The following is a 24,563-nucleotide window of genomic DNA, read 5'->3' on the forward strand; positions in this document are numbered from 1 at the left end:
GGCGAAGGTCTCGTGCAGCGCGTCGGCGAGGCCGGCGGCCGGGGCACCGGTGGTCTCGGCCAGCCAGGCGGCGGTGTGCTCGACGGGGCGGCCGAGCACGTCGGGGCGGTCCGCCTCGGTCAGGTCGCGCCCGGCGACCCGTTCCACCGCGTCCCACCACAGCCGCTCGGTGTCGACCAGCGTGCCGTCCATGTCGAACAGGACGGCCTGGAGGGGGCGTCGGTTCAAGGTTGTCTCTTTCCCACGTGGGTGCCACGTGTTGGTTCGGTGGTGCGGCGCGTGGCCCTCGCGGGCGGGCGTACGCCCGATCAGCCCTTGCGCTCGGCGACCAGCACCGGACGGTCCGGCAGCGTCACGGTCACGGCCGTGCCCGCACCGATCCCGGCCGCGTCGTGCGTGGACAGGTCGGCCTTCACTTCGGTGCCGTCGGCGAGGCGGACGGTGAGGCGGGTGGCGGCGCCGAGGAACGCGGCGGCGATGACGCGCGCGTCCCCGTCGGCGTCGGCGGCCACGCCGACCGCCTCAGGCCGCACCAGGACGTCGACCTCGGCGGTGTCCTTCGCGGGCACGGGTCCGTCGACCGGGAGGCGGCGGCCGAGCACGTGGGCGGTGCCGTCCTCGATCCGGGCCGGGACGCGGCTCATGGTGCCGACGAACTCGGCGACGAACGCGGTGGCCGGGCGTCCGTACAGCTCGGCGGGGGCGGCGCACTGTTCGAGGCGGCCCGCGTGCATGACGGCGACCCGGTCGGCCATGGAGAGCGCCTCTTCCTGGTCGTGCGTGACGAACAGGGTGGTGATGCCCAGTTCCTGCTGGAGGCGGCGGATCTCCTCGCGCAGGCTGAGCCGCACCTTGGCGTCGAGCGCGGAGAGCGGCTCGTCCAGGAGCAGCACGCGGGGCCGCAACGCCAGTGCGCGGGCCAGGGCGACGCGCTGCTGCTGGCCGCCGGAGAGCTGGTGCGGGAAGCGTTCGCGCTTGTCGGCGAGGCCGACCAGGTCGAGCAGTTCGGCGGCGCGGGCCCGGCGTTCGGCGGTACGGACCTTGCGCATGCGCAGGCCGAAGGCGACGTTGTCGAGCGCGTCGAGGTGCGGGAAGAGGCTGTACGACTGGAAGACCATGCCGGCGTCGCGGCGGTGGGAGGGGACACCGGTCACGTCCTCGCCGTCGACGAGGACCGCGCCGGAGTCGGGGTGTTCGAACCCGGCGAGCATGCGCAGGGCGGTCGTCTTGCCGCAGCCGGAGGGGCCGAGCAGGGCGAGGAACTCCCCCGGCCGCACGGTCAGGTCGAGCCCGTCGAGGGCGACGGTGGTGCCGAACCGGCGGCGCAGCTCGCGGAATTCGACGGTGGCGGCCTCCTGCCGCGTGGCCGGCTCGAGTGTGGTGGCGGTCATGTTCATCCTCGGGTTGCGGTGGTTCGGCCGCGCCCGCCGAGTCCGGCGAGCGCGAGGAGCAGGGCCCAGGTGACGAGCAGGCTGAGCACGGACACGGCGACGGACAGCTGGGCCTGGGAGCCGCTGATGCTGTAGATCCAGACGGCGAACGGCCGAAAGCCGAGGAGCTGGGCGACGGTGAACTCGCCGAGCACCAGGGCCAGCGTGAGGAAGGACGCGTTGAGCAGCGCCCCGCGCAGGTTGGGCAGGACGACGCGGACCAGTGCCTGCGGCCAGGCGGCCCCGCAGCTGCGGGCGGCCTCGACCAGGGTGCGCACGTCGACGGCGCGCAGCCCCGCGTCCAGGGCCCGGTACACGAACGGCAGCGCCATCACGACGTAGGCGAGGACGAGCACGAACGGGAAGCTCGGGTTCTGCACGGCCTCGAAGGTCATGAACAGCGGGGTGCGGGAAAGGTAGTCGGGCCCCCACTTGAGGACCGTGGCGATCCCGGCGACGTACGCGATGGGCGGCACGACCAGCGGCAGCGAGCACACGACCTCCACCACGGGCCGCAGCCGAGGCGCGCCCAGGCGGAGCGCGACCATGGCGGGCACCATGAGCAGCAGGACGATCACGATGGTCGCGACGGCCAGTTCGAGGGAGAGCCGCAGGCTGGGCAGGAAGCCGTCGGCGGAGAGGATCTCGGTGTAGGCGTCGAAGGTCACGCCCTGCCCCGGCACGTTCACCGTGAAGATCACGGAGGCGGCGAGCGGGATCAGGAAGTAGAGCCCGGCGAGGCCGAGGACGCCCCACCGCCAGGGGTTCAGGCGAGCCATCGCGCACTCCGTCGTTGCAGGGGCAGGTAGACGGCCATGACCACGGCCGCGACGAGGACCATGTCGAGGCTGAGGGCGAGCGCGACGTGCTCCTGCCCGATCAGTACGTTGCCGGAGAGGGCGTCGGCGATCTGCAGGGTGACCAGCGGCACGGCGGCGCCGACCATGGCCCGTGCGGTGGCGTAGGCGGCGAAGGCGCTGCCGAACAGGAGCACGAAGGAGCCGAGCAGGGTGGGGGTGAGCACGGGCAGGGCCACGTGGCGCCAGAACTGGAAGGTGTTGGCGCCGTTGTTGTGCGCGGCCTCGCGCCACTGGGAGCGCAGGCCCTCGAGGGCCGGGGCGGCGGTGAGGACCATCATCGGGATGAGGAAGTACAGGTAGACGACGACCAGCCCCCAGAAGCTGTACAGGTCCCAGCCCGCGTCGGTGAGGCCCAGGTGCGTGGTGAGCACACCGGCGTTGCCGAGCGTGGCGACGAACGCGAAGGCGAGCGGGACGCCGCCGAAGTTGGCGAGGACGCCGGACGCGGTGAGCACCGCCTCGCGCAGCGCGGCGGAGCGGGAGGTGACGACGGCCTGGGCGAGCGGGAGTCCGAGCACGGTGGCGAGGGCGGCGGCCAGGGCGGACAGCTTGACGCTGCCGAGCAGGGCGGTGACGTAGGCGCCCTGCACGGAGGCGGTCATGTTCGCCGTGGTGTAGGACGTGGCGCCGGACGCCGGGTCCTTCGCGGTGAAAGCGCCGTTCAGCATGGCCAGGGCGGGCAGGCCGAAGGCGAGTGCGGTGAACAGGAGCAGCGGGACGACGGCGAGCCAGCCGGGGACGCGGCGCCGCCGCCGGGTGGGGGCGGCGGTCGCCACGTCGGCCCGCGTGAGAGCGGTGGTCATCCGGAGACGGCCTTCCCCCAGCCCTGCGTGACGGCCTTCTTGGCCTTGTCCTGCTGGGCTTCGGTCGGGAAGGTGGGCGTGCCGGTGACCTTGGGCAGCTTGGCGGCGGCGGCCTTGTCGATGGTGCCGTCCTTGTCCATCGCGGCCATCCGGGCCGGGCGGGCGTACCCCTTGAGCCACAGGTTCTGGCCCTCGGCGCTGTACAGGTACTCCTCCCAGAGGCGGGCGGCGGCCGGGTGCGGCGCGTCCTTGTTGATGGCCTGGGAGTAGTACTGGGAGAACTTGCCGTCGGTGGGGTCGGCGACCGTCCAGTCCAGGCCCTTGGAGTTGAACTCGTCGGCGTAGCCGGCGTTGAGGTAGTCCCAGTCGATGGTGATCGGGGTCTCGCCCTTCTCGATGGTGGCCGGGTGGGCCTCGACGGGCGTGTAGTTGCCGTTCTTCTTCAGCTTGGCGAAGAAGTCGATGCCGGGCTGAATGTTGTCGAAGGAGCCGCCGTTGGCGAGCGCCGCGGCGTACACGGCGGCGAAGGCGGCACCGGCCTGGGTGGGGTTGCCGTCGAGGGCGACCTTGCCCTTGTACTCGGGCTTGAGCAGGTCCTTGAAGCTGGTGGGGCAGTGCTTGACGCGCTTGGCGTCGCAGCCGATGGAGACGTAACCGCCGTAGTCGTTGTACCAGCGGGCCTGCGCGTCCTTCTGGGTGGTGGGAATGTCGGCGAAACCGGCCACCTTGTACGGGGCGAACAGGCCCTGCCTGGCGCCCGTGAGGGCGAAGCCGGAGCCGACGTCGACGACGTCGGGGGCGCGGTTTTGGCCCTTGCGCGAGGTGATCGCGTTGAGTTCGTCCTGGCTGGCGGCGTTGGGGTTCTCGACCTGGACCTTGATGCCGTACTTCTTCTGGAAGCCGTCGATGAGGGCGCCGTAGTTGGCCCAGTCACGGGGCAGCGCGATCGCGTGCAGCGTCCCTTCCTTCTTGGCCGCCTTGACCAGACCCGCCATGCCGCCGAAATCGGCGGCGGAGGTCGCGGTGGCGGCGTTCTTGCCGTCGGCGGTGGTCGAGGAGTCGGTCGGGGCGGCGCCGCAGGCGCTCAGGGCGAGCGCGGCCACGACGGCGAGGGCGCCGCCCGTCACGGCGGTTCTGGACAGGGACACGGTCACAGCTTCTCCAGGGGGACGTGCTGGGGATGAAACAGGGCCAGGACTTGTCTGAACAAGTTGGCCACAGTACGCCCGCCGTTGGTGACGTGTACATGAACTGGAGGCAAAGTCCGCGCCGGGATCTGATGCACAATCCCGGACCGACCCGAGCATTGACCCCGCTCGATTAGGCTGGTCACGCTGTGCGCAGCAGGCGCATCAGACCGTTGACACGAGGGGAAGCATGACGGCGCGACACGAGGAGATCGCCGACGAGCTGCGTCGGGCCATCGCCCGCGAGGAGTACACCGTCGGCAGCCTGCTGCCCGTGGAGACGGAACTCGCGGCGCGCTACGGCGTCTCGCGCGGCACCGTCCGCCAGGCGGTCGCGACACTCACCTCCGAGGGCCTCATCGGCTCCCGGCAGGGCGCGCGCCGCGTGGTGCTCGCCAGCCGTCGCAGCCAGAGCTTCGCCGAGCTGCGCAGCTTCGCGCAGTGGGCCCGTGCGATGGGCCGCCGGGCGAGCGGGCACGTCGTCTCCCAGGAGCTGCGGCCGGCGACCGACGAGGACGCGGAGCGACTCCAACTACCCGCCGGAACAGAGGTGTTGCGGGTGCTGCGGGTTCGCGGCCTGGACGGCGAGCCGATCCTTCTGGAGCGCACGGTGTACGCGGACTGGATCGCGCCCGCCGTGGCCGCGCTCGACCCGGAGTGCGCGTCGGTGACCCAACGCCTGTACGAGGACACGGGATTGGTCTTCGCCTACGGCGAGCACGTCATCGACGCGGTCGCGGCGGGCGCGCAGGACGCCGAGCTGCTCGGCATACGCCGCACCAGCCCGCTGCTGCGGGTGCGCCGGGTGACGACGACCCGCGAGGGCCGCCCGGTGGAGTGGTCCGACGACCGCTACCGCTCGGACGCGGTGAGCTTCAGCGTCCACAACTCGACGGACCGCAACCCGCTCTCCCGCGAGGCGTCCGACTGAGCACTCCGGCCCGAGCGGCGGGGCCGCGCCGCTCAGGCCGGGGTGCCCGACGAGAAGCGGCGCAGCAGCGGGGAGAGCACCAGCACGGACTTGGTGCGCTCCACGAACGGCTCCCCCGCGATTCGCTCCAGGACCCGCTCGAAGTGGCGCATGTCGGAGGCGAAGACCTGGACGACCGCGTCCGCGTCCCCCGTGACGGTGGACGCGGCCACGACCTCCTGGTAGCGCTCCAGGCCCCGCTGGATCGTCTCCGGCGAGGTGTTGCGCCGGCAGTAGATCTCGACGAACCCCTCGGTCTCCCAGCCGAGCGCGGCCGGGTCGACCCGCACGGTGAAGCCGGTGATCGCGCCGGTGGCCCGCAGTCGGTCCACGCGGCGCTTGACGGCGGGCGCGGACAGGCCGACGAGCTGGCCGATGTCGGCGTAGGAGCGACGGGCGTCCTCGGCGAGGGCGTGCACGATGCGTTCGTCGAGTTCGTTCAGCAAGGCAGGTGGTTCACTTCTGTGCTTCGGCGGGCGCCGCGGTCGAGGCGGCCCCCGGCTCCGTCCGGGCGAGACGCGAGCGGCGCATCCCGTAGCAGAAGTAGACCACGAGCCCGACGGCCATCCAGACACCGAAGACGATCCAGGTGATCAGGGACAGGCTGCCCATCATCCAGACGCAGAAGGCGAAGCCGAGCACCGGCAGCAGCGGGGACAGCGGCACCCGGAAGCTGCGCGGCATGTCGGGCCGGGTGCGCCGCAGCACGATCACGGCGATGTTGACCAGGGCGAAGGCGAACAGCGTGCCGATGCTGGTGGCGTCGGCGAGCTGCCCGAGCGGAATGGCGGCGGCGAGCACGCCGCAGAACAGCGAGACGATGACGGTGTTGACGCGCGGCGCGCCCGTCCTCGCGTGGACCTTGGAGAACGCCTTGGGCACGAGCCCGTCGCGGGACATCGCGAACAGGATGCGGGTCTGGCCGTAGAGCACGGTCAGCACGACGGACGCGATGGCGATGACGGCGCCCGCGGCGAGCAGCGTCGCCCAGAACGTCTGGCCGGTGACGTCCTTCATGATCGCGGCGAGCGTGGCCTCGGTGTCGTTGAACTGCTTCCAGGGCCGCGCCCCCACGGCGACCGCGGCGACCAGGACGTACAGCGCGGTGACGATGACGAGCGAGAGCATGATCGCGCGGGGCAGGTCGCGCTGCGCGTTCTTCGCCTCCTCGCCCGCGGTGGAGGCGGCGTCGAAGCCGATGTAGGAGAAGAAGAGCGTGGCTCCCGCGGCGCTGACGCCCGCCATGCCGAGCGGCATGAAGTGCTCGTAGTTGCCGGACTGGAAGCCCTTGACGCCGATGGCGCAGAAGAGCAGCAGCGCGGCGATCTTCACCATGACCATGATCGTGTTGGCGCGGGCGGACTCACGGGCACCGCCGAGCAGGACGACCATGGCGAGCAGCACCACGATCAGCGCGGGCAGGTTGAAGATCCCGCCGTCGCCGGGCGGCGCGGAGAGCGCGGCCGGGATGGTGACGCCGATGGTGCCGTCGAGCAGCTCGTTGAGGTACTGGCCCCAGCCGACGGCGACGGCGGCGACCGACACGCCGTACTCGAGGATCAGGCACCAGCCGCACACCCAGGCCACGAACTCGCCCAGCGTTGCGTATGCGTACGAGTAGGAGGATCCGGCGACGGGAATGGTCCCGGCCAGTTCGGCGTACGACAGGGCCGAGAAGAGCGCGGTGAGGCCGGCGATCACGAAGGAGAGCGTGACGGCGGGTCCGGCCTTGGGGACGGCCTCGCCGAGCACCACGAAGATGCCGGTGCCGAGCGTCGCACCAATGCTGATCATGGTGAGCTGCCACAGTCCGAGGGACCGTCGCAGAGTGCCGCCCTCTCCTTGGCCGCCCTCGGCGACCAGGAGTTCCACGGGCTTGCGCCGCATGAGGCGGGTGCTGAGTGAGTCACGTACCGCGGGGACGGACTCGGTCGGCGGGGTGCGCGGGGGTGCGCCGTGATCGAGCACGGGCTGGCTCCTTCATCGCTGCCGGTCGGGGACGCCGGGGCGACGGGGGACACGACGGCCCTCGCCCTGACCGGGGACCGCCGAGCAGGCACATCCCCCGCCACGCCACGTACAGCGGTTGACTCTAGAGGACCCCGGTTCCCACCTGTAATGCAGCAACCTTGCGCACTCGCGCAGCAACGTTGCGCGATGATCACCGATGCGGCTGATCATTGCGCGGAAGGCCGCGGAGCCGCCGGGACACGTCGGAGCGCCCCGATGCCCCGGCACGCCGACGCACCGAAGCGCCGGGCCCCGTGCTCGACGGGACCCGGCGCTTCGGCGGGACAAAACGACCTCGGGGGTCAGCTCCAGCTGGCGTGCAGCGGCTTGCCCTCCGCGTAACCGGCGGCGGACTGGATGCCGACGGTGGCCTTCTGCGCGAACTCGGCGAGCGAGGAGGCACCGGCGTAGGTGCAGGACGAGCGGACACCCGCGATGATCGAGTCGATCAGGTCCTCGACACCCGGACGCTGCGGGTCGAGGAACATCCGCGAGTGCGAGATGCCCTCCTCGAACAGGGCCTTGCGGGCGCGGTCGTACGCGGACTCCTCCGAGGTCCGGTTGCGCACGGCGCGGGCCGAGGCCATGCCGAAGGACTCCTTGTAGGCGCGGCCCTGCGCGTCGTGCTGCAGGTCGCCGGGGGACTCGTACGTGCCCGCGAACCACGAGCCGATCATCACGTTGGACGCACCGGCGGCCAGCGCCATGGCGACGTCACGGGGGTGGCGGACGCCGCCGTCGGCCCACACGTGCTTGCCGTACTTCTTCGCCTCTGCGGCGCACTCCAGGACGGCGGAGAACTGCGGGCGGCCGACGCCGGTCATCATGCGGGTGGTGCACATGGCGCCCGGACCGACACCCACCTTGATGATGTCGGCACCGGCCTCGATGAGGTCCTTGACTCCCTCGGCGGCGACGATGTTGCCCGCGACGATCGGCACCTGCGGGTCGAGGGCCCGCACCTTCTTGATCGCCTCGATCATCGACTCCTGGTGACCGTGGGCGGTGTCGATGACGAGCGTGTCCACGCCCGCGTCGAGCAGCTGCTCGGCCTTGCCCGCCACGTCGCCGTTGATGCCGACGGCGGCGGCGACGCGCAGCTTGCCGTCCGCGTCGGTGGCCGGGGTGTAGAGGGTGGCGCGCAGTGCGCCCGTACGGGTGAGGATGCCGGCGAGGCGGCCGTCCTTGTCGACGGCCGGGGCGTAGCGGCGGTTGGCGCCGTCCAGCTTGTTGAACGCGTCGCGCGGGTCGATGTCCGCGTCGAGCAACAGCAGGTCCTTGGACATGATCTCGGACAGCTGCGTGAACCGGTCGACTCCGGTCAGGTCCTGGTCGGTGACCACACCGACGGGCCGCTGCTCGTCGTCGACGACCACACCGGCGTTGTGCGCGCGCTTGGGCAGGAGCGCGAGCGCGTCGGCGACGGTCTGCGTCGGGGCGAGCACGATCGGGGTGTCGAGGACCAGGTGGCGGGTCTTGACCCAGGAGATGACGTCGGTGACGACCTCGAGGGGGATGTCCTGCGGGATGACCACGAGGCCGCCGCGGCGGGCGACGGTCTCGGCCATGCGCCGCCCGGCGATGGCCGTCATGTTGGCGACGACCAGCGGGATCGTGGTACCCGAGCCGTCCGGCGCGGACAGGTCGACGCCCTGCCGGGAGCCCACGGCGCTCCGGCTCGGCACCATGAAGACGTCGTCGTACGTCAGGTCGTACGCGGGCTTGATGTCATTGAGGAAACGCACGTGCGGACATCCCGGTCGCTAGAAGGGGGCCCCGGAAGAATGCCGCCGGAGCACAAAGCACGTACCTCATTTTCCCACGTCGGCCACGATCGCGTCTTCGGGGCGAACGTCCCAACCCCCCGGCCGCCCTCTTGGATGATCATCTGAGGGCAGGCGGGGGCCCGACGGGGTCAGCCGAGGCCGAGGACCACGGTGAGCGTGGGGGCGGTGTCGCGGCGCTCCGCCACGGACTGGGCGAAGATCTCCTGGGCCGTGCCCCACTCCCCTGGGCAGCGCCGCGCGAACTCCCGCCAGCCGGTCACCACGAGCACGAGCCCGTGCGTGTGTTCCCGTGCGGAGGACGGCCAGACGCCGGTGTCGGTCAGGCTGTCCGCGAGGGCGTCCCAGTTGCGGCCGAACCAGTCGGGCAGGCCGAGGGTGTCGGCGCAGCGGTCCATGAACGCCGCCTTGTCCTCGGCGTCACCGAGGTCGAGGCAGCGCACCGACCAGCCCGCCTCGGCGAGGGACCGGGCCGGGGTGACGGGCTCCGCGGCCCGGGGGCCGGGCCCGTCGTCGGGCAACCCGTTCATCTCAGTACCGCCTTGAACGACTTGTAGTGGTCATCGGTGTAGTAGATCTCCCCGCCGCTGCCGGTGACGATGCGGCGGGCACCGCGGTCGCGTTCACCGGGGGTGCGGACGGTGTACTCGTGGTAGTAGCCGCGCCGGTGACGCGGCAGCTCGCCCTCGTAGTTGCCGAAGACCGTGCCGTCCTTCGCGTAGGGGAAGGGGCCGCCCCTGTCGATGCGGGCGAGGGTGCGGCGGGCCTCGGCGGGCAGCCGGCCGGCTCGTACGGTCGCCATGTCCGCCGCCCAGGCGGGCGCGGAGGCCGTGGCGCCGCGCGGTGGCGAGGACGAAGGGGCGAAAGCGGGGCCGGAGCCCGACGTGCAGCCCGCCAGGAGCAGGCCGAGGGCCAGGAGGAGGGTGCCGAACACGCCGGCGAGTGCCGGTCGGTGACGGCGGGGCGCAAGGAGCCGCGGCAACATGACCTTGATGCTGCCACAGCGTCCTCCGCACGACCGGCCCTCAGGTCCCGTCGGGGTCGGCCCGCTGGAGCGCGGGGCGCGGTGTGGGCCCGGCCGTCATCAGGTAGTCCGCCGCGGCCGTGTCGGTGACCAGGCTGGTCACCAGGCCGGAGCGGAGCACCGCGTCGATCGCGGGAGCCTTGCGCTGGCCGCCCGCGATGGCCACCACCTCCGGTATGCGACGCAGCCGGTCCGCCTCGACGGTGATGCACCGCTCCCCCAGGTCGCGCCCGACCCGGCGGCCCTGCGCGTCGAAGAGGTGGGCCGACATCTCGGCGGCGACGCCGAGGGACGCGTAGTGCGCGCGCTCGTCGTCGCTGAGCATGTCGTGCACGGTCGAGATGCCCGGCTCCCAGGAGCCGATGGACACGCAGGCCACGGTGACCTTGTCGAAGTACTCGAAGGCCCGCGCGATGCCCGTCTGGTTGCGCAGCGCGGCGGCCGTCGCGGCGTCCGGGAGCAGCATCGGGGCGTAGATGGGGTGGGCGTCGCCGCCGGAGACCTGGGCGGCGCGCCGCACGGCCTCGACGGAGCCGCGCTCCGCGGTCCCGGCGTCGTACACACCGGTCAGCTGCACGACGGTGCACGGCGGAAGCCGGTCGAGCGCCGCGGCCATGTGGATGGTGGAGCGGCCCCAGGCGAGGCCGAGCACGTCGCCCTCGCTGACCAGCTCGCCGAGGAGGTCGGCGGCGACCTCGCCGAGGTTCTCCGGGTCGGGCGTCTCCTCGGCCTCGGCCGGGGACTCGACGACCACGGCGTGCCGCAGGCCGTAGCGGGCGCGCAGCGCGTCGGAGCGCTCGGCGTCCAGCTCTGCCGGAACCCTGATCTCGATGCGTACGAGATCCCTCTCGAGCGCGGTCTCCAGGACCCTGGCCACCTTGAAGCGGCTGACGCCGAACTCCTCGGCGATCTGGATCTTGGACTTGCCCTCGAGGTAGAAGCGGCGCGCCATGGCGGCCGCCTGCACCAGCTCCGCGGGTCCCATCCGCAGGGCTGCCCGTCCCGCCGACGTTGCGGACACGGCGTTCTCCTCACTGCTCTTCTTACGACTCGCTGCCGTTCACAACCTGGATTCGCTGTTCATCCTTGCAGATGCGGCGGCCGTGATCAGCCTTGACGGACGGCGTTCACGTGCTCGTGGCTCAGTGGTCGCATGCCCACGCCGCACGGGAGGTGGCCGTCGCCGCCTCGTCGCGCAGTGCGCGGACCGCCTCGGACGGGTCGCTGGCTCCGTACACGGCGGAACCGGCGACGAAGACGTCCGCCCCCGCCTCGGCGCACCGCTCGATGGTCGCCGCCGACACACCGCCGTCGACCTGGAGCCACAGGTCGAGGTCGTGCTTGGCGATCAGCTCACGGGTGCGGCGGATCTTCGGCAGCATGATGTCGAGGAACGACTGCCCGCCGAAGCCCGGCTCGACCGTCATGATCAGCACCATGTCCAGCTCGGGCAGCAGGTCCTCGTACGGCTCGATCGGCGAGCCCGGCTTGAGCGCCATGGAGGCGCGCGCGCCCTTGGCCCGGATCTCCCGGGCGAGCCGCACGGGCGCGTGCGCGGCCTCCGCGTGGAAGGTGACGGAACCGGCGCCCGCCTCGACGTACTGGGGTGCCCACCGGTCCGGGTCCTCGATCATCAGGTGGCAGTCCAGCGGCGTCCGCGTGGCCCGCGCCAGGGACTCCACGACGGGAACACCCAGGGTCAGGTTGGGGACGAAGTGGTTGTCCATGACGTCGACGTGGAGCCAGTCGGCGCCCTCGACGGCCTTCGCCTCGTCGGCGAGGCGGGCGAAGTCCGCGGACAGGATGCTGGGGTTGATCTGCACGGCCATGGGTCAAGCGTGCCATGCCCGGGGACCGTTGCCCGCCTCCCCGGGGCCCCGGGCGCCATACCGATGCCGAGCCGTGCCCTGGGAGGCGTCCGCCGTATCGGGCGATGCGGTGGATCTCCCGACACGGCGGGGCAGGACGCGGCGGGAGGGGCTCAGGCGGTGCGGCGGATCAGCGCCAGGTACATCGCGTCCGTGCCGTGCAGATGCGGCCACAGCTGGATGTCGGGGCCGTCGCCGAGGGCAGGTACGCCGTCCAGCATGGGGCGCGCGTCGATCAGTTCGGCGCCGGGGCGCTCCTTGAGCACGTCGTCGACGACGGCGCGCGTCTCGGCGAGGTGCGGCGAGCAGGTCGCGTAGCCGACGACACCGCCGACCCGCACCGAGACGAGCGCCGTGCGCAGCAGTGCCCGCTGCACCCCCGCGAACCCGTCCAGGTCCTCGACGCGGCGCCGCCAGCGCGCCTCGGGCCGCCGTCGCAGCGCCCCGAGCCCGGTGCAGGGCACGTCCATCAGGACCCGGTCGAACGATCCCGGCCGCCACGGCGGGCGGGTGCCGTCGGCGGCGACGACCTGGTACGGGCCCGGGTTGCCGCGCAGCGCCTTGGCCACGAGCCCGGCGCGGTGCGGCTGCTTCTCCGCCGCGAGCAGCCGGGCGCCGCGCTGGGCGGCGAGTCCGGCGAGCAGTGCGGCCTTGCCGCCGGGGCCGGCGCAGCCGTCCAGCCAGTTCTCGTCGCGGCCCTCGACCGGGGCGTTCGCGAGCGCGAGGGCGACGAGCTGACTGCCCTCGTCCTGCACGCCCGCGTCGCCGGAGCGCACGGAGCCGATCGCGCCCGGCTCACCGCCCTCGGTCAGGCGCACGGCGTACGGGGACCAGCGGCCGGGCAGTCCCGCTGCCTCGCCGACCTCGTCGAGCAGCGCGTCGGCGGTGGTGCGGCCGGGGCGCGCCACGAGCGTCACCTCGGGCCGCTCGTTGTCGGCCTCCAGGAGGTCCTCGATGCCCGCGCGGGGCCCGCCGAGCGCGTCCCACAGCGAGGAGACGATCCAGCGCGGATGGGAGTGGACGACGGCCAGATGGTCCTCGGGGTCCTCGTCGTACGGGGGCGCGACCCGCTCGACCCACCCGTCGAGATCGTCCTGGGCGACCTTGCGCAGGACGGCGTTGACGAACTTGGCGCGGCCGTCGCCGAGCACGACGCGGGCCAGCTCCACGGAGGCGGAGACGGCGGCGTGCGTCGGGATGCGGGTGCCGAGCAGCTGGTGCACGCCCAGGTTCAGCACGTCGAGGACCGGCGGATCGACCTCGCGCAGCGGCCGGTCGATGCAGGCCGCGACGATCGCGTCGTACGTGCCCTGGCGGCGCAGTGTGCCGTAGACGAGCTCGGTGGCGAAGGCCGCGTCCCGGGCGTCGAACTTCTCGGGCCCCTGCTTCTCGCGGGCCTTGCGCAGCAGGGGCGGCAGCACGAGGTTGGCGTAGGCGTCCCGCTCGTCGACCGCGCGCAGGGCCTCGAAGGCGAGGATACGGACCGGGTCCTTCTTGGGGCGGCGGTGCGGCTTGCCCTGGTGTCGCGGACGCCTCTTGGGGGACGCCGAGGACGAGGGGGAGGACTGCTCGTTCAAAGGTGCTCCGCTGGTGGGGTGGTACGGGCGTCACGCACGAGGCGTACGCCGAGGTGAACCCCCTCAGCGTACGTCGCGCACGCCCCGGTCACCCGCCCGGGCGGAGGCGGACCCGGGCCTCTCAGCCGAGCCGCTCCCCCGCGGTGATGCGCACCCCGCGGGCCCAGTCGGCCGCGGCCATCGGCTTCTTGCCCTGGGCCTGCACCCACAGCAGTTCGACGGCGTGGGAGCCGGTGCCCACGTAGAGGTTCTTCTTGCCGACGCCCAGTTCGCCGGGGGCGAGGTCGGTGCGGTCGGGCGCGAGCGCGGCGTGCCGGACCTTCAGGCGCTCACCGCGGAACTCGGTCCAGGCGCCGGGCGCCGGCGTGCAGCCGCGCACCACGCGGTCGACGCGGAGCGCGGGTGCCTTCCAGTCGATGCGGGCGTCGTCGACGGTGATCTTCGGTGCGAGCGAGACCCCCTCGCCCGGCTGCGGGACGGCCGACACGGAACCGTCCTCGATGCCGTCCATGGTCGCGGCCAGCAGTCCCGCGCCCGCGAACGCGAGCCGGGTCAGCAGGTCGCCGCTGGTGTCGGTGGGCCGGATCGCCTCGGTCACGGTGCCGTACACCGGCCCGGAGTCGAGCCCCTCCTCGATCAGGAAGGTGGAGGCGCCGGTGATCTGGTCGCCCGCCATGAGCGAGTGCTGCACGGGAGCGGCGCCGCGCCAGGCGGGCAGCAGCGAGAAGTGCAGATTGACCCAGCCGCGGGCCGGGACGTCGAGGGCGACCTTCGGCAGCAGCGCCCCGTACGCGACGACCGGGCAGCAGTCCGGGCCGATCTCGCGCAGCCGGGCGAGGAACTGCTCGTCGCGCGGCCGGTTCGGCTTGAGCACCTCGATGCCGGCCTCCTCGGCCCGCTCGGCGACGGGGCTGGCGACCATGCGGCGGCCGCGGCCCGCGGGGGCGTCGGGGCGGGTGACGACCGCGGCGACCTCGTGCCGGTCGGAGGCGATCAGGGCGTCCAGGGCGGGAACGGCGACCTCGGGGGTGCCGGCGAAGACGAGCTTCATCGGTGGCGTACGGCCTCTCGGGGCAGGGTCACGGGCGGCCCACCAGTCTATGGCGGCGGGGCTTCGCGCACCCAGCCGCGTGCCCGCCGAGTGCCCGCCGAGTGCCCGCCGAGTGCCCGCCGAGTGTCCGGCCGCGTACGACGGGGGCGCACGCGACGCCGTGCGCCCCGCGCATATGCGGATACGCCGAGACAGCGTGACCCCTCACCGGATGGCGCGTTGGTCAAGAAAGAGTTGACCAGTCAATGGGCCGCCGACGCGATCGCCACCTTCGGGTGCAGTTCGGCCGCGCGCGTGGCCCCATCCTTCTTCATCGCCGGTTCGAGAGGCTTGTTCATGGCCGACCACGCAACCCACGACGCCCAGGCACGGGCCAGCCTGCACCTGCTGGTGCGGGACATCGAGCGGGTCCGCCGGCAGGTGGACGCCCTGCGCACCCTCACCGCGCAGCTCGGTAACGTCTACCGGCCGCGCCGCTCGGGCCCCTCCGCGGGGTTCGTCGTCTACGGCAGGGCGCCCGCCCCGACCGTCCGTCTTGCCCAGGAGCTGCGGGACAGCGTCGAGACCCTGGTGACCGCCGCCGTGGACTTCGACCGTTCGCTCGGGTTCTCGTGGGACGCGGTGGGCTCGGCGCTCGGGGTCACCAAGCAGGCGGTGCACCGCCGGTACGGGGCCCGCAGGGCGGCCGCCCAGGCTGCGGCCGAGGCCGAGCGCGCCGCGGAGAGCGGGACGTCCCCCGCGACGCCGCCCGCGCCCGCCGTGCCCCGCCCTTCCGTTCCCCTGGGCGCGGGGCCGCTTCCGTCGGTGCCCGCCGCCCGTTCCATGCCGACCCAGCCGACCGCGGGCAGCCCCGGGCTGCGCGACGAGGCCCGCCCGGGTGTCTTCCCCGGCCCACGCAACGGCTGAGCTGAGTCCGCGACCACTGCCTCCCCGCGCCCTGCGCCCGGGGAGGCAGTGTCGTCTCGTCGCCCTCCACCACATCGTCTCTCCCCCGGCACCGGCTCCCCCTCGACATCGCCGCTCCCCCGACATCGCCTCCACCCCCGGCCGGATGGGCCCTTGCCAGCGCCGTACCGCCTCTACCCCGGCACCGGCTCCCCCTCGGCCGGATGGGCTCTTCCCGCCGCCGTATCGGCTCTCCCCGGCCGTATCGGGTCCATCCTCGCCGTCCCCCCGCCTCTCCCTCCCCCGGCTCTCCCTCGCCGTCCCAACTCTCTTCCTCCACCGTCCCGACTCTTCCCACATCGCAGCCCTCCCCCGCCGCCCCTCGTCGGCGGCCCCGGTGCCTCACCCGATGCCCCGGAGTCTCACCCGATGTCCGGCGGATCGACCCGGACCCGGACCGGCTCCACGCCGCCCCGGGTGCGCGCCATCCGGGCCGCCTGGGCCTGCTTGAGGGCGTGGGCGAGGGCCGTGCCGCTGCCGGGCGGGACCCGGACCAGCGCGCGCTGCCAGTGTTCGCCGGGGGGCGGGGCGCCGGGGCGGCGTGCTCCGCCCGGCGCCGTGTCGGGAACCGGCACCGGGCCCAACACCTCCGCGTCGCCGGGTAGTTCGACCGCACGCAGGAAGTCCGCGACAGCCCGCGGTGTCCCGGAGACCGCAGCCATCCGTGACACGGGAGGGAAGGCGAGCTCGGCCCGGTCGGCGAGCTCGCGGAGCGCGTGGCCCGTCGGGTCCCAACGCACGAGGGCCTGCACGGGGCGCAGCGTCGGCTCGGCCACGATGACCACGGTTCCGCCCGCCTCCTGGGACCTCACCAGCGAGGACGCGGTGATCCAGCGGCGCAGCGCCTCCTCACCGGCTCGCAGGTCGGGGCGGCCGAGCATCGCCCACCCGTCGAGCAGCAGCGCGGCTGCGTACCCGCCCTCGGCGACCGGTTCGGCGCCCGGGGTGCTGACGACGAGCGCGGGCGCCGTTGACACGGTGTCGAGCACCTGCTCACGGCCCGAGGTCCGCACCGGCACGGCGGGGAACGCCCGCCCCAGCTCTTCCGCGGTCCGCCGGGCGCCCACCACCTGGGCACGCAGGCGTACGCCACCGCACTCGGCGCACTGCCACGCGCCCTCCTCGCGCCCGCACCATCCGCAGGCGAGCGCACCGCTCGCCTCGCGCGCCTCCAGCGGTCCGGCGCACCGGCGGCACCGGGCCGGCGCCCGGCACGTCTGGCAGGCGAGCCTGGGGACGTACCCACGGCGCGGTACCTGGATCAGCACGGGCCCACTGCGCAGCGCCTCCCGCGCCACGTCCCACGCGACGCTGGGCAGCCGCGCGGCCCGTGCCGCCTCGTCCCGGGCGAGGTCCTGGTCGCCGACGGTCCGCACCCGCGGTGCGGCGCGCCGGACCTCGTCGCGCGGCGCGGCCACGGCGCCGGCCCACCCGCTTCTGACCAGCTGGGCGGCCTCCACGGTGCAGCTGAGGCTCCCCAGCAGAAAGGCGCAACGCTCCCGCGCGGCCCGCAGCTCAAGCACCTCGCGGACATGCGGGAACGGCGCGTGGTCGTCACTGTGGTGCGCGTCCCCGTCGTCCCACACCACGACGAGCCCGAGGTCGCGTACGGGCGCGAACATGGCGGCCCGGGTGCCGACCACGGCACGGACGGACCCGCGCCGCACGGCGAGCCACTCGGCGTACCGCTTCTGCTGCCCGGCGTCGGCGGTCAGCAGCGCGTGCCGCCCAGGCCCCAGCTCGGCCTCGAGCGCGGCATCGACCCGCGCCGCCAGCCGTACGGTGGGCACCACCACGAGCGCGCCCCGCCCGGAGGCCAGCGCCGCCCGCACGGCCAGCGCGATCTCGCCGGCCCACTCCGGGCCCGGCAACGCCGTCCACACGGCCCGCGGCGCCCCGCCGGAGGCCAGCGCGCCGATGAGCTCGGCCCCCCTCTCGTACCGCGCCCAGCTTCCCGGCTCCGGCGCCGCGGGCGGCTCGGCGGCCGGAGGGAACGTCCGCGCCTCGGCCCTGGCATGACGCGGCGGCACCGCCAACTGCACGACGTCCGCCAGGCTCCCCGCGTACCGGTCCGCCACGGCCCGCGTCAGCCCCAGCAGCTCCGCATCGAGCACCGGCTCCGGCGACACGACCTGCGCGAGCGCCGCCAACGGCCCCTGATACTCGGCCTCGGCAACCCGCTCGACCAGAAACCCGTCGATCAGCCCCCCGCCCTCACGCCGCCCGTCCCGTACGTTCTTGCTCCCCGCCCCGAACCGCACCCGCACCCGCACACCGGGCTGGGCCTCCGCGTCCAGTTCCTGCGGCACGGCGTACTCGAAGTACCGGTCAAGATGCAGCACCCCCTTGTCGACCAGCACCCGGGCGACCGGCAGCTCCTTGGCCAGCGCCGCCCCCCGCCACGTCCGCGGCTTGGCCTTGGGCGCCTTCGCCTTGCGCACCGACTCCCGGATCAGCGCGAGCTGCTCCGGCCCGTCGGCGCTGTCGTCCTGCCTGCTCACAGCTGCATTCCTACCAGAGAGGACTGACAACGGGACGGGACTCGGACCGTCCCGCACGTGCCGGAGACCGTCCCGGAAAACGCCGAGGCCCGGCCCTCCCGCAGGAGGCCCGGGCCCTCGAAGAAGCCGGTCGAGGATTGGTGGCGGCTACAGTCCGGCGGCCTTGCGCAGCGCGTCCACGCGGTCCGTCTTCTCCCACGTGAAGTCGGGCAACGCTCGACCGAAGTGGCCGTACGCGGCGGTCTGGGCGTAGATCGGGCGCAGCAGGTCGAGGTCGCGGATGATCGCGGCGGGGCGCAGGTCGAAGACCTCGCCGATGGCCTGCTCGATCCTGTCGGTGTCGACCGTCGCCGTGCCGAACGTCTCGACGAACAGGCCGACCGGCTCGGCCTTGCCGATCGCGTACGCGACCTGGACCTCGCAGCGCGCGGCCAGGCCCGCCGCCACCACGTTCTTGGCGACCCAGCGCATCGCGTACGCGGCGCTGCGGTCCACCTTGGACGGGTCCTTGCCGGAGAAGGCGCCGCCGCCGTGGCGGGCGTAGCCGCCGTAGGTGTCGATGATGATCTTGCGGCCGGTCAGACCGGCGTCGCCCATGGGGCCGCCGATCTCGAAGCGGCCGGTCGGGTTGACCAGCAGGCGGTAGCCGTCGGTGTCCAGCTTGATGCCGTCCTCCAGCAGCGCCTTCAGCTCCGGCTCGACCACGAACTCCCGGATGTCCGGGGCGAGCAGCGACTCGAGGTCGATGTCCGACGCGTGCTGCGAGGAGACGACCACCGTGTCGAGACGGACCGCCTTCTCACCGTCGTACTCGATGGTGACCTGCGTCTTGCCGTCCGGGCGCAGGTACGGGATCGTCCCGTTCTTGCGAACCTCGGACAGGCGGCGCGAGAGGCGGTGCGCGAGCGTGATCGGCAGCGGCATCAGCTCGGGCGTCTCGTCGCACGCGTAACCGAACATCAGGCCCTGGTCGCCCGCGCCCTGCTTGTCGAGCTCGTCGCCCTCGTCGCCTGCGGCGGCACCCTCGACCCGCTTCTCGTACGCCGTGTCGACGCCCTGCGCGATGTCCGGGGACTGCGAGCCGATCGACACCGAGACACCGCAGGAGGCGCCGTCGAAGCCCTTCTTCGAGGAGTCGTAGCCGATCTCGAGGATCTTGTTGCGGACCAGCGTCGCGATGTCCGCGTAGGCCTTGGTCGTCACCTCGCCGGCCACGTGCACCAGGCCGGTGGTGATCAGCGTCTCGACGGCGACCCGGGAGGCCGGGTCCTCGCGCAGGAGCGCGTCGAGAATGGTGTCGCTGATCTGGTCAGCGATCTTGTCGGGGTGACCCTCGGTCACGGACTCCGAGGTGAACAGGCGACGGGACACAACGCTCCCTGTGGTTGCAGCGGCTGCTGGCTGATCGGTTACGGACGGTCCGGGAGCTGCGCCCGGCGGCGTCCTCGGGACAGTTTATCGGTCGCGCTCGGCCGCCGGACCCCGTGTCTCGCCACGTGGGAGCACTGTGACCTGCGACACCGCATTGTGCGATACGACGATCGGGCTTCGGAAGGGGTGGCCGGGCCCGAATTCCGGTGGTTTTTGGCCGTCAGGGGCCTCCGAACGGGCGAACCTCGTGCTCACTGCGCCGTCGGTGGTGCCAAGCGGTGGGACACCTCGTCCCAGATCCGGTCGGCGAGGGCGTCCTTGGGGCCGTGGGGGACGGGCGTCTCCGTACCGTCGGTGGCCAGGATCACCGCTTCGTTCTCCTCGGCGCCGAAGGTCCTGCGCTCCCCCACCTCGTTGACGACGAGCAGGTCACAGCCCTTGCGGGCGAGCTTGGCGCGGCCGTTGGCGAGGACGTCGTCGGTCTCCGCGGCGAAGCCGACGACCAGTTGTCCGGGGCGGGGGCGGTCGGCGGAGAGCTCGGCGAGGACGTCCGGGTTGCGGACCAGGGTGATCGGGGCCGGTTCCTCGCCGTCCTTCTTCTTGATCTTGCCGGTGGCGTATGTCAGCGGGCGGAAGTCGGCGACCGCGGCCGCCATGACCACCACGTCCGCGTCGGCCGCCGCCTTCAGCGCCGCCTCGCGCAGTTGGACCGCGGTTCCCACGCGCACGACGTCCACGCCCGCCGGGTCCGGCAGGCCGGTGTTGGCGGCGAGCAGCGTGACGCGGGCGCCGCGGGCCGCCGCGGTGCGGGCCAGCGCGTAGCCCTGCTTTCCGGAGGAGCGGTTGCCGAGGTAGCGGACCGGGTCGAGGGGCTCGCGGGTGCCGCCGGCGCTGACGACGACATGCCGCCCGGCCAGGTCGCTCTCGCCCGCCCGTGCGCCGCGCGCGAGGACCCGGCGTACGTAGTCGAAGATCTCGGCCGGGTCGGGGAAGCGGCCCTTGCCGGTGTCCACGCCGGTCAGGCGGCCGACGGCCGGTTCGATGACCAGGGCGCCGCGGCGGCGCAGCGTGGCGACGTTCTCCTGGGTGGCGGGGTGCTCCCACATCTCGGTGTGCATGGCGGGGGCGAAGACGACCGGGCAGCGGGCCGTGAGCAAGGTGTTGGTGAGGAGGTCGTCGGCCAGGCCGTGGGCCGCCTTGGCGAGCATGTCCGCCGTCGCCGGGGCCACGATCACCAGGTCAGCGTGCTGGCCGATGCGGACGTGCGGGACCTCGTGGACGGCGTCCCACACCTCGGTCGAGACGGGGTTGCCGGACAGGGCCGACCAGGTGGCGGCGCCGACGAAGTGCAGTGCCGAGTCGGTGGGGACGACGCGTACGTCGTGACCGGACTCGGTCAGTCGGCGCAGCAGCTCGCACGCCTTGTAGGCGGCGATGCCGCCGCTGACCCCCAGCACGACCTTGGGCTTGTCCACCGTCAGTGCCTCCCCGCACTCAGAGCGCCGCACTCGGAAACGTACGACGTACGACTCCATGACACACCACAGGCCCGGCAGCCGCGCTGCCGGGCCTGTGACGTACGTACTGCGTGCCTTGCCGGACCTTACTGGGCCGGGCCCTCGACGGCCTCGGACGTCAGCAGCCCCGCGTTGATCTCGCGGAGCGCGATCGAGAGCGGCTTCTCGTGGACGTGGGTGTCCACCAGCGGGCCGACGTACTCGAGCAGGCCCTCACCGAGCTGCGAGTAGTACGCGTTGATCTGGCGCGCGCGCTTGGCGGCGTAGATGACCAGGCTGTACTTCGAGTCGGTGGCCTCGAGAAGCTCATCAATCGGCGGGTTGATGATGCCCTCGGGCGCGGTGATGGAAGAGGACACTCTCTGCCTTCCGATGGGGTGGAGACTGGGGTTAAAGATCAAACAACTTTCATCAAGGCTAGCAGCTCGCGCGCCACGTCCTCGACGGAGGTGTTGACCAGTGTGGTGTCGAACTCGGACTCGGCCGCCAGTTCCACCTTGGCGGCGGCGAGGCGACGCTCGATCACCTCGGGTGCCTCGGTGCCGCGGCCGGTGAGCCGGCGGACCAGCTCCTCCCAGCTCGGCGGGGCGAGGAAGACCAGCTGCGCCTCGGGCATCGACTCGCGGACCAGGCGGGCGCCCTGCAGGTCGATCTCCAGCAGCACGGGCTCACCGGCGTCGAGCCGGTCCATGACGGCGCGGCGCGGCGTGCCGTACCGGTTGCCCGCGAACTCGGCCCACTCGAGCAGTTCGCCGTTGGCGATCAGCTTGTCCATCTCCTCGTCACTGACGAAGAAGTACTGGACCCCGTGCTGCTCGCCGGGGCGCGGCTTGCGGGTCGTGGCCGACACCGAGAGCCAGACCTCGGGGTGTTCCTTGCGCATATGGGCGACGACCGTGCTCTTGCCGACCCCTGAGGGGCCGGAGAGCACGGTCAGCCGCGGACGATCAGTCATGCAGCGATTATTCCAGGAATTCCTCAGTGCCTGGACCGGCCGGGCGGCCGGTCGCGGCACTCAGGCTCCGGCGCCGCCGAACTCGCGCTCCAGGGAGGCGATCTGGTTGGAGCCGAGACCGCGCACCCGCCGGGATTCGGAGATCCCGAGGCGCTCCATGATCTGCTTGGCGCGGACCTTGCCCACGCCCGGCAGGGACTCGAGGAGGGCGGAGACCTTCATCTTGCCGATGACGTCGTTCTCCTGTCCCTGCTTGATGACCTCGTGCAGAGAGGCGCCGGAGTGCTTGAGTCGATTCTTGACCTCGGCCCGCTCCCGGCGAGCCGCGGCGGCCTTTTCGAGCGCGGCTGCGCGCTGTTCAGGGGTAAGGGGCGGAAGAGCCACGCCTACGTCACCTCGGATGTCGAACTGTCGGATACGGACCGGTGAGGAACCTAGTCGCCCCACACCTGGGGAGCAACGAGCAACGCGCTTGCCCGCTTTCTCTCGACGGAGACTAGCGGGCATGACCGCCAGAGTCAGCGAGAACAGAGGAAAAGTCCAGGTCAGCCTTGGTTGAGGCCGACATTTGGGGCAAAACGCCCCGGAATCCGGTCAGGATCTGGCCAGAAGGCTCGGGCGCGGCACCGAGTGCCACGCCCCGACCGCCTCACCTGGCCACCTTCACGCGGCCGCCGCGACGGCTTCCCGCACCTCGTCGGCGAACCGCGCCGCGGCCTCCCGCAGCGCGGGCACCGACGGTCCGGCCCGCAGCACGCCGCGGCTCACGTTCGGCACGACATTGCGCACCGCCGCGCCGAAGACCGCCGGCAGATCGGCGGCCGTGGCGCCCTGCGCGCCGATCCCTGGGGCGAGCAGCGGACCGTTGATGTCCAGGTCGTACGAGGACAGGTCACCCAGGGTCGCGCCGACGACCGCGCCGAACGAGCCCATGGGCACCTCGGCGGCGTCCTCGGCGGCGTCCTCGGCGTTCTCCTCCGCGAGGTGGGCGAGCATCGTCGCGCCCACGTCGCGGCCGTCGGCGCGCACGGCGTGCTGCACCTCGCCGCCCTCGGGGTTCGAGGTCAGCGCGAGGACGAACAGGCCGGAACCGGACTCGCGCGCCAGGTCGACCGCCGGCTTCAGGGACCCGTAGCCCAGGTACGGCGAGACCGTCAGGGCGTCCGAGAAGAGCGGGGAGCCGGGGTCGAGGAAGGTCTGCGCGTACGCGGCCATGGTCGAGCCGATGTCGCCGCGCTTGGCGTCCATGACGACGAGCGTGCCCGCGGCGCGCAGCTCGGCGACCGCCTTCTCCAGGACGGCGATGCCACGGGAGCCGAACCGCTCGAAGAACGCCGACTGGGGCTTGACCACGGCGACCGTGTCGGCCAGTGCCTCGACGCACGCGCGCGTGAAGGCTTCCAGGCCCGCGATGTCGTCGGCGAGGCCCCACGAGGAGAGCAGGGCGGCGTGCGGGTCGATACCGACGCACAGCGGTCCGCGCTCGTCCATGACACGGCGCAGGCGGGCGCCGAAGGGCGCGCGGGGTTCGAGGTCGCTCACGCGGCTTCCTTCTTCCTCACATCGGCGCCGACGGCGTCGGCGAGCGTCGCGTACGGGGAGTTCTTCAGGCGGGCGGCGAGACCGTTGTGGATCGCGCGGGCGTAGAACGGCCCCTCGTAGATGAAGGCGCTGTAGCCCTGGACGAGCGTGGCACCGGCCAGGATGCGCCGCCAGGCGTCCTCGGCGTTCTCGATGCCGCCGACGCCGACCAGGGTGATCCGGTCGCCCACGCGTGCGTACAAGCGCCTGAGGACCTCCAGGGAGCGTTCCTTGAGGGGTGCGCCGGAGAGCCCGCCGGTCTCCGCCACGATCGCCGGGTCCGACGTCAGGCCGAGGCCCTCGCGGGCGATGGTGGTGTTGGTGGCGATGATGCCGTCCAGGCCGAGCTCGACGGCCAGGTCGGCGACCGCGTCGATGTCGTCGTCGGCCAGGTCGGGCGCGATCTTCACCAGGAGCGGGACGCGACGCGCCCGCACGGTCCGGTCGGCCGCCTCGCGCACCGCGGTCAGCAGCGGGCGCAGCGCCTCGGTGGCCTGGAGGTTGCGCAGGCCCGGCGTGTTCGGCGACGACACGTTCACCACGAGGTAGTCGGCGAAGGCGGCCAGCCGCTCGGTCGACTTCACGTAGTCGCCCACGGCCTCGGCCTCGGGCACGACCTTGGTCTTGCCGATGTTCACGCCCACCGTGGTCCTGAAGACCGGGTTGCGGGAGGCGAGGCGGGCGGCGACGGCGAGCGAGCCCTCGTTGTTGAAGCCCATGCGGTTGATGAGCGCGCGGTCCGGGACGAGCCGGAAGAGCCGCTTCTTGGGGTTGCCGGGCTGGGCCTCCCCCGTCACGGTCCCGATCTCGATGTGGTCGAAGCCGAGCATGGCCATGCCGTCGACCGCGACGGCGTTCTTGTCGAAGCCCGCGGCGAGCCCGAACGGGCCGTGCATCCGCAGGCCGAGCGCCTCGGTGCGCAGCTCCTTGTGGCGGGGCGCGAGGACGGCCGCGACGAAGGTGCGCAGGACGGGGACGCGGGCCGCGAGGCGGATCCAGCGGAAGGCGAGGTGGTGGGCCTTCTCGGGGTCCATGTGCTGGAAGACGAGGTTGAAGAACAGCTTGTACATGGCTGAGGTCCTAGAGGTGTTCATGAGGTGGGGCCTCAAGAAGAACGGTGCTCATGGCG

General features: G+C 72.6%; 24 protein-coding genes. 2 read left to right on the top strand and 22 right to left on the bottom strand.

Annotated features, from left to right (window positions below; translation table 11 throughout):
- The 5 genes from OFY01_RS24985 to OFY01_RS25005 form a co-directional block, all read right to left on the bottom strand.
- Window positions 1–228 (bottom strand): HAD hydrolase-like protein (locus OFY01_RS24985; RefSeq protein WP_323135556.1); only part of this gene is annotated, 228 nt, incomplete at its 3' end.
- Window positions 229–308: 80 nt separating this feature from the next.
- Window positions 309–1,391, bottom strand: coding sequence for an ABC transporter ATP-binding protein (locus OFY01_RS24990; protein WP_266603500.1), 1,083 nt, complete (start codon window positions 1,389–1,391; stop codon window positions 309–311).
- Between the two features lie 2 nt (window positions 1,392–1,393).
- On the bottom strand, window positions 1,394–2,209 hold the full coding sequence (locus OFY01_RS24995; protein WP_266603502.1) for an ABC transporter permease: 816 nt from the start codon (window positions 2,207–2,209) through the stop codon (window positions 1,394–1,396).
- Window positions 2,197–3,093 (bottom strand): ABC transporter permease, encoded by an 897-nt coding sequence (locus tag OFY01_RS25000; RefSeq protein WP_266603504.1) that lies wholly within the window; start codon window positions 3,091–3,093, stop codon window positions 2,197–2,199. The genes OFY01_RS24995 and OFY01_RS25000 overlap by 13 nt, the downstream gene beginning before the upstream one ends.
- Complete coding sequence (locus tag OFY01_RS25005; RefSeq protein WP_266603506.1) at window positions 3,090–4,247, bottom strand: ABC transporter substrate-binding protein; 1,158 nt, start codon at window positions 4,245–4,247, stop codon at window positions 3,090–3,092. Before OFY01_RS25005 ends, OFY01_RS25000 begins: the two co-directional genes overlap by 4 nt.
- A gap of 223 nt (window positions 4,248–4,470) precedes the next feature.
- Here OFY01_RS25005 and OFY01_RS25010 point away from each other — a divergent pair, with 223 nt between their 5' ends.
- Window positions 4,471–5,211 carry a GntR family transcriptional regulator gene (locus tag OFY01_RS25010; RefSeq protein WP_266603508.1) on the top strand — a complete coding sequence of 247 codons (741 nt, stop codon included), beginning with the start codon at window positions 4,471–4,473 and terminating at the stop codon, window positions 5,209–5,211.
- 32 nt (window positions 5,212–5,243) lie between these two features.
- Here the strand turns inward: OFY01_RS25010 and OFY01_RS25015 are convergent, their stop codons facing one another.
- The 9 genes from OFY01_RS25015 to fmt all read right to left on the bottom strand — a co-directional run bounded on the left by OFY01_RS25015 (window position 5,244) and on the right by fmt (window position 14,564).
- Window positions 5,244–5,696, bottom strand: a complete 453-nt coding sequence (locus OFY01_RS25015) for an Lrp/AsnC family transcriptional regulator (protein ID WP_266603509.1) — start codon at window positions 5,694–5,696, stop codon at window positions 5,244–5,246.
- Between the two features lie 10 nt (window positions 5,697–5,706).
- Complete coding sequence (locus OFY01_RS25020; protein ID WP_407700419.1) at window positions 5,707–7,218, bottom strand: amino acid permease; 1,512 nt, start codon at window positions 7,216–7,218, stop codon at window positions 5,707–5,709.
- Between the two features lie 344 nt (window positions 7,219–7,562).
- Window positions 7,563–9,005, bottom strand: a complete 1,443-nt coding sequence (locus OFY01_RS25025) for a GuaB1 family IMP dehydrogenase-related protein (protein WP_266603511.1) — start codon at window positions 9,003–9,005, stop codon at window positions 7,563–7,565.
- Between the two features lie 170 nt (window positions 9,006–9,175).
- The gene (locus OFY01_RS25030) at window positions 9,176–9,574 is read right to left on the bottom strand and encodes a barstar family protein (RefSeq protein ID WP_266603512.1); all 399 of its coding nucleotides are present in this window, start codon (window positions 9,572–9,574) and stop codon (window positions 9,176–9,178) included.
- Window positions 9,571–10,029: a ribonuclease domain-containing protein gene (locus OFY01_RS25035; RefSeq protein WP_266603513.1), complete on the bottom strand. Its 459-nt coding sequence runs from the start codon at window positions 10,027–10,029 to the stop codon at window positions 9,571–9,573. Before OFY01_RS25035 ends, OFY01_RS25030 begins: the two co-directional genes overlap by 4 nt.
- 40 nt (window positions 10,030–10,069) lie before the next feature.
- Window positions 10,070–11,053, bottom strand: a complete 984-nt coding sequence (locus OFY01_RS25040) for a sugar-binding transcriptional regulator (protein WP_266603554.1) — start codon at window positions 11,051–11,053, stop codon at window positions 10,070–10,072.
- A gap of 157 nt (window positions 11,054–11,210) precedes the next feature.
- Complete coding sequence (rpe, locus tag OFY01_RS25045) at window positions 11,211–11,897, bottom strand: ribulose-phosphate 3-epimerase (protein ID WP_266603515.1); 687 nt, start codon at window positions 11,895–11,897, stop codon at window positions 11,211–11,213.
- A gap of 152 nt (window positions 11,898–12,049) precedes the next feature.
- The gene (locus OFY01_RS25050) at window positions 12,050–13,513 is read right to left on the bottom strand and encodes an RsmB/NOP family class I SAM-dependent RNA methyltransferase (protein ID WP_266603517.1); all 1,464 of its coding nucleotides are present in this window, start codon (window positions 13,511–13,513) and stop codon (window positions 12,050–12,052) included.
- Window positions 13,514–13,634: 121 nt separating this feature from the next.
- The gene (gene fmt, locus OFY01_RS25055; RefSeq protein ID WP_266603519.1) at window positions 13,635–14,564 is read right to left on the bottom strand and encodes a methionyl-tRNA formyltransferase; all 930 of its coding nucleotides are present in this window, start codon (window positions 14,562–14,564) and stop codon (window positions 13,635–13,637) included.
- Between the two features lie 336 nt (window positions 14,565–14,900).
- On the opposite strand from fmt, the gene OFY01_RS25060 reads away from it, so the two are divergent.
- The gene (locus OFY01_RS25060) at window positions 14,901–15,470 is read left to right on the top strand and encodes a hypothetical protein (RefSeq protein ID WP_266603521.1); all 570 of its coding nucleotides are present in this window, start codon (window positions 14,901–14,903) and stop codon (window positions 15,468–15,470) included.
- A 401-nt stretch (window positions 15,471–15,871) separates the two neighbouring features.
- Here OFY01_RS25060 and OFY01_RS25065 read toward each other — a convergent pair whose 3' ends face one another.
- The 8 genes from OFY01_RS25065 to OFY01_RS25100 all read right to left on the bottom strand — a co-directional run bounded on the left by OFY01_RS25065 (window position 15,872) and on the right by OFY01_RS25100 (window position 24,504).
- Window positions 15,872–18,010: a primosomal protein N' gene (locus OFY01_RS25065; RefSeq protein WP_266603523.1), complete on the bottom strand. Its 2,139-nt coding sequence runs from the start codon at window positions 18,008–18,010 to the stop codon at window positions 15,872–15,874.
- Between the two features lie 147 nt (window positions 18,011–18,157).
- On the bottom strand, window positions 18,158–19,381 hold the full coding sequence (gene metK, locus OFY01_RS25070) for a methionine adenosyltransferase (protein ID WP_266603525.1): 1,224 nt from the start codon (window positions 19,379–19,381) through the stop codon (window positions 18,158–18,160).
- 251 nt (window positions 19,382–19,632) lie between these two features.
- Window positions 19,633–20,856, bottom strand: coding sequence for a bifunctional phosphopantothenoylcysteine decarboxylase/phosphopantothenate--cysteine ligase CoaBC (gene coaBC, locus OFY01_RS25075; protein WP_266603527.1), 1,224 nt, complete (start codon window positions 20,854–20,856; stop codon window positions 19,633–19,635).
- 128 nt (window positions 20,857–20,984) lie between these two features.
- Window positions 20,985–21,257 carry a DNA-directed RNA polymerase subunit omega gene (gene rpoZ / locus OFY01_RS25080; RefSeq protein WP_003982715.1) on the bottom strand — a complete coding sequence of 91 codons (273 nt, stop codon included), beginning with the start codon at window positions 21,255–21,257 and terminating at the stop codon, window positions 20,985–20,987.
- 38 nt (window positions 21,258–21,295) lie between these two features.
- Window positions 21,296–21,853: a guanylate kinase gene (gene gmk / locus OFY01_RS25085; RefSeq protein WP_266603528.1), complete on the bottom strand. Its 558-nt coding sequence runs from the start codon at window positions 21,851–21,853 to the stop codon at window positions 21,296–21,298.
- Window positions 21,854–21,913: 60 nt separating this feature from the next.
- Window positions 21,914–22,237 carry an integration host factor gene (locus OFY01_RS25090; protein ID WP_030493613.1) on the bottom strand — a complete coding sequence of 108 codons (324 nt, stop codon included), beginning with the start codon at window positions 22,235–22,237 and terminating at the stop codon, window positions 21,914–21,916.
- Between the two features lie 279 nt (window positions 22,238–22,516).
- Complete coding sequence (gene pyrF, locus OFY01_RS25095; protein WP_266603531.1) at window positions 22,517–23,395, bottom strand: orotidine-5'-phosphate decarboxylase; 879 nt, start codon at window positions 23,393–23,395, stop codon at window positions 22,517–22,519.
- Window positions 23,392–24,504 (bottom strand): quinone-dependent dihydroorotate dehydrogenase, encoded by a 1,113-nt coding sequence (locus OFY01_RS25100; protein ID WP_266603532.1) that lies wholly within the window; start codon window positions 24,502–24,504, stop codon window positions 23,392–23,394. Before OFY01_RS25100 ends, pyrF begins: the two co-directional genes overlap by 4 nt.
- Between the last annotated feature and the right edge of the window lie 59 nt (window positions 24,505–24,563).

Source organism: Streptomyces beihaiensis, from assembly GCF_026274175.1.
GTDB lineage: Bacteria > Actinomycetota > Actinomycetes > Streptomycetales > Streptomycetaceae > Streptomyces > Streptomyces beihaiensis.

Excerpts from the sequence above, each read along its gene's own strand:
- OFY01_RS24990 (WP_266603500.1), bottom strand. The coding sequence starts at position 1,391 with ATGACCGCCACCACACTCGAGCCGGCCACGCGGCAGGAGGCCGCCACC.
- OFY01_RS24995 (WP_266603502.1), bottom strand. The coding sequence starts at position 2,209 with ATGGCTCGCCTGAACCCCTGGCGGTGGGGCGTCCTCGGCCTCGCCGGG.
- OFY01_RS25000 (WP_266603504.1), bottom strand. The coding sequence starts at position 3,093 with ATGACCACCGCTCTCACGCGGGCCGACGTGGCGACCGCCGCCCCCACC.
- OFY01_RS25010 (WP_266603508.1), top strand. The coding sequence starts at position 4,471 with ATGACGGCGCGACACGAGGAGATCGCCGACGAGCTGCGTCGGGCCATC.
- OFY01_RS25030 (WP_266603512.1), bottom strand. The coding sequence starts at position 9,574 with ATGAACGGGTTGCCCGACGACGGGCCCGGCCCCCGGGCCGCGGAGCCC.
- OFY01_RS25035 (WP_266603513.1), bottom strand. The coding sequence starts at position 10,029 with ATGTTGCCGCGGCTCCTTGCGCCCCGCCGTCACCGACCGGCACTCGCC.
- OFY01_RS25040 (WP_266603554.1), bottom strand. The coding sequence starts at position 11,053 with ATGGGACCCGCGGAGCTGGTGCAGGCGGCCGCCATGGCGCGCCGCTTC.
- rpe (WP_266603515.1), bottom strand. The coding sequence starts at position 11,897 with ATGGCCGTGCAGATCAACCCCAGCATCCTGTCCGCGGACTTCGCCCGC.
- fmt (WP_266603519.1), bottom strand. The coding sequence starts at position 14,564 with ATGAAGCTCGTCTTCGCCGGCACCCCCGAGGTCGCCGTTCCCGCCCTG.
- OFY01_RS25060 (WP_266603521.1), top strand. The coding sequence starts at position 14,901 with ATGGCCGACCACGCAACCCACGACGCCCAGGCACGGGCCAGCCTGCAC.
- gmk (WP_266603528.1), bottom strand. The coding sequence starts at position 21,853 with ATGACTGATCGTCCGCGGCTGACCGTGCTCTCCGGCCCCTCAGGGGTC.
- OFY01_RS25100 (WP_266603532.1), bottom strand. The coding sequence starts at position 24,504 with ATGTACAAGCTGTTCTTCAACCTCGTCTTCCAGCACATGGACCCCGAG.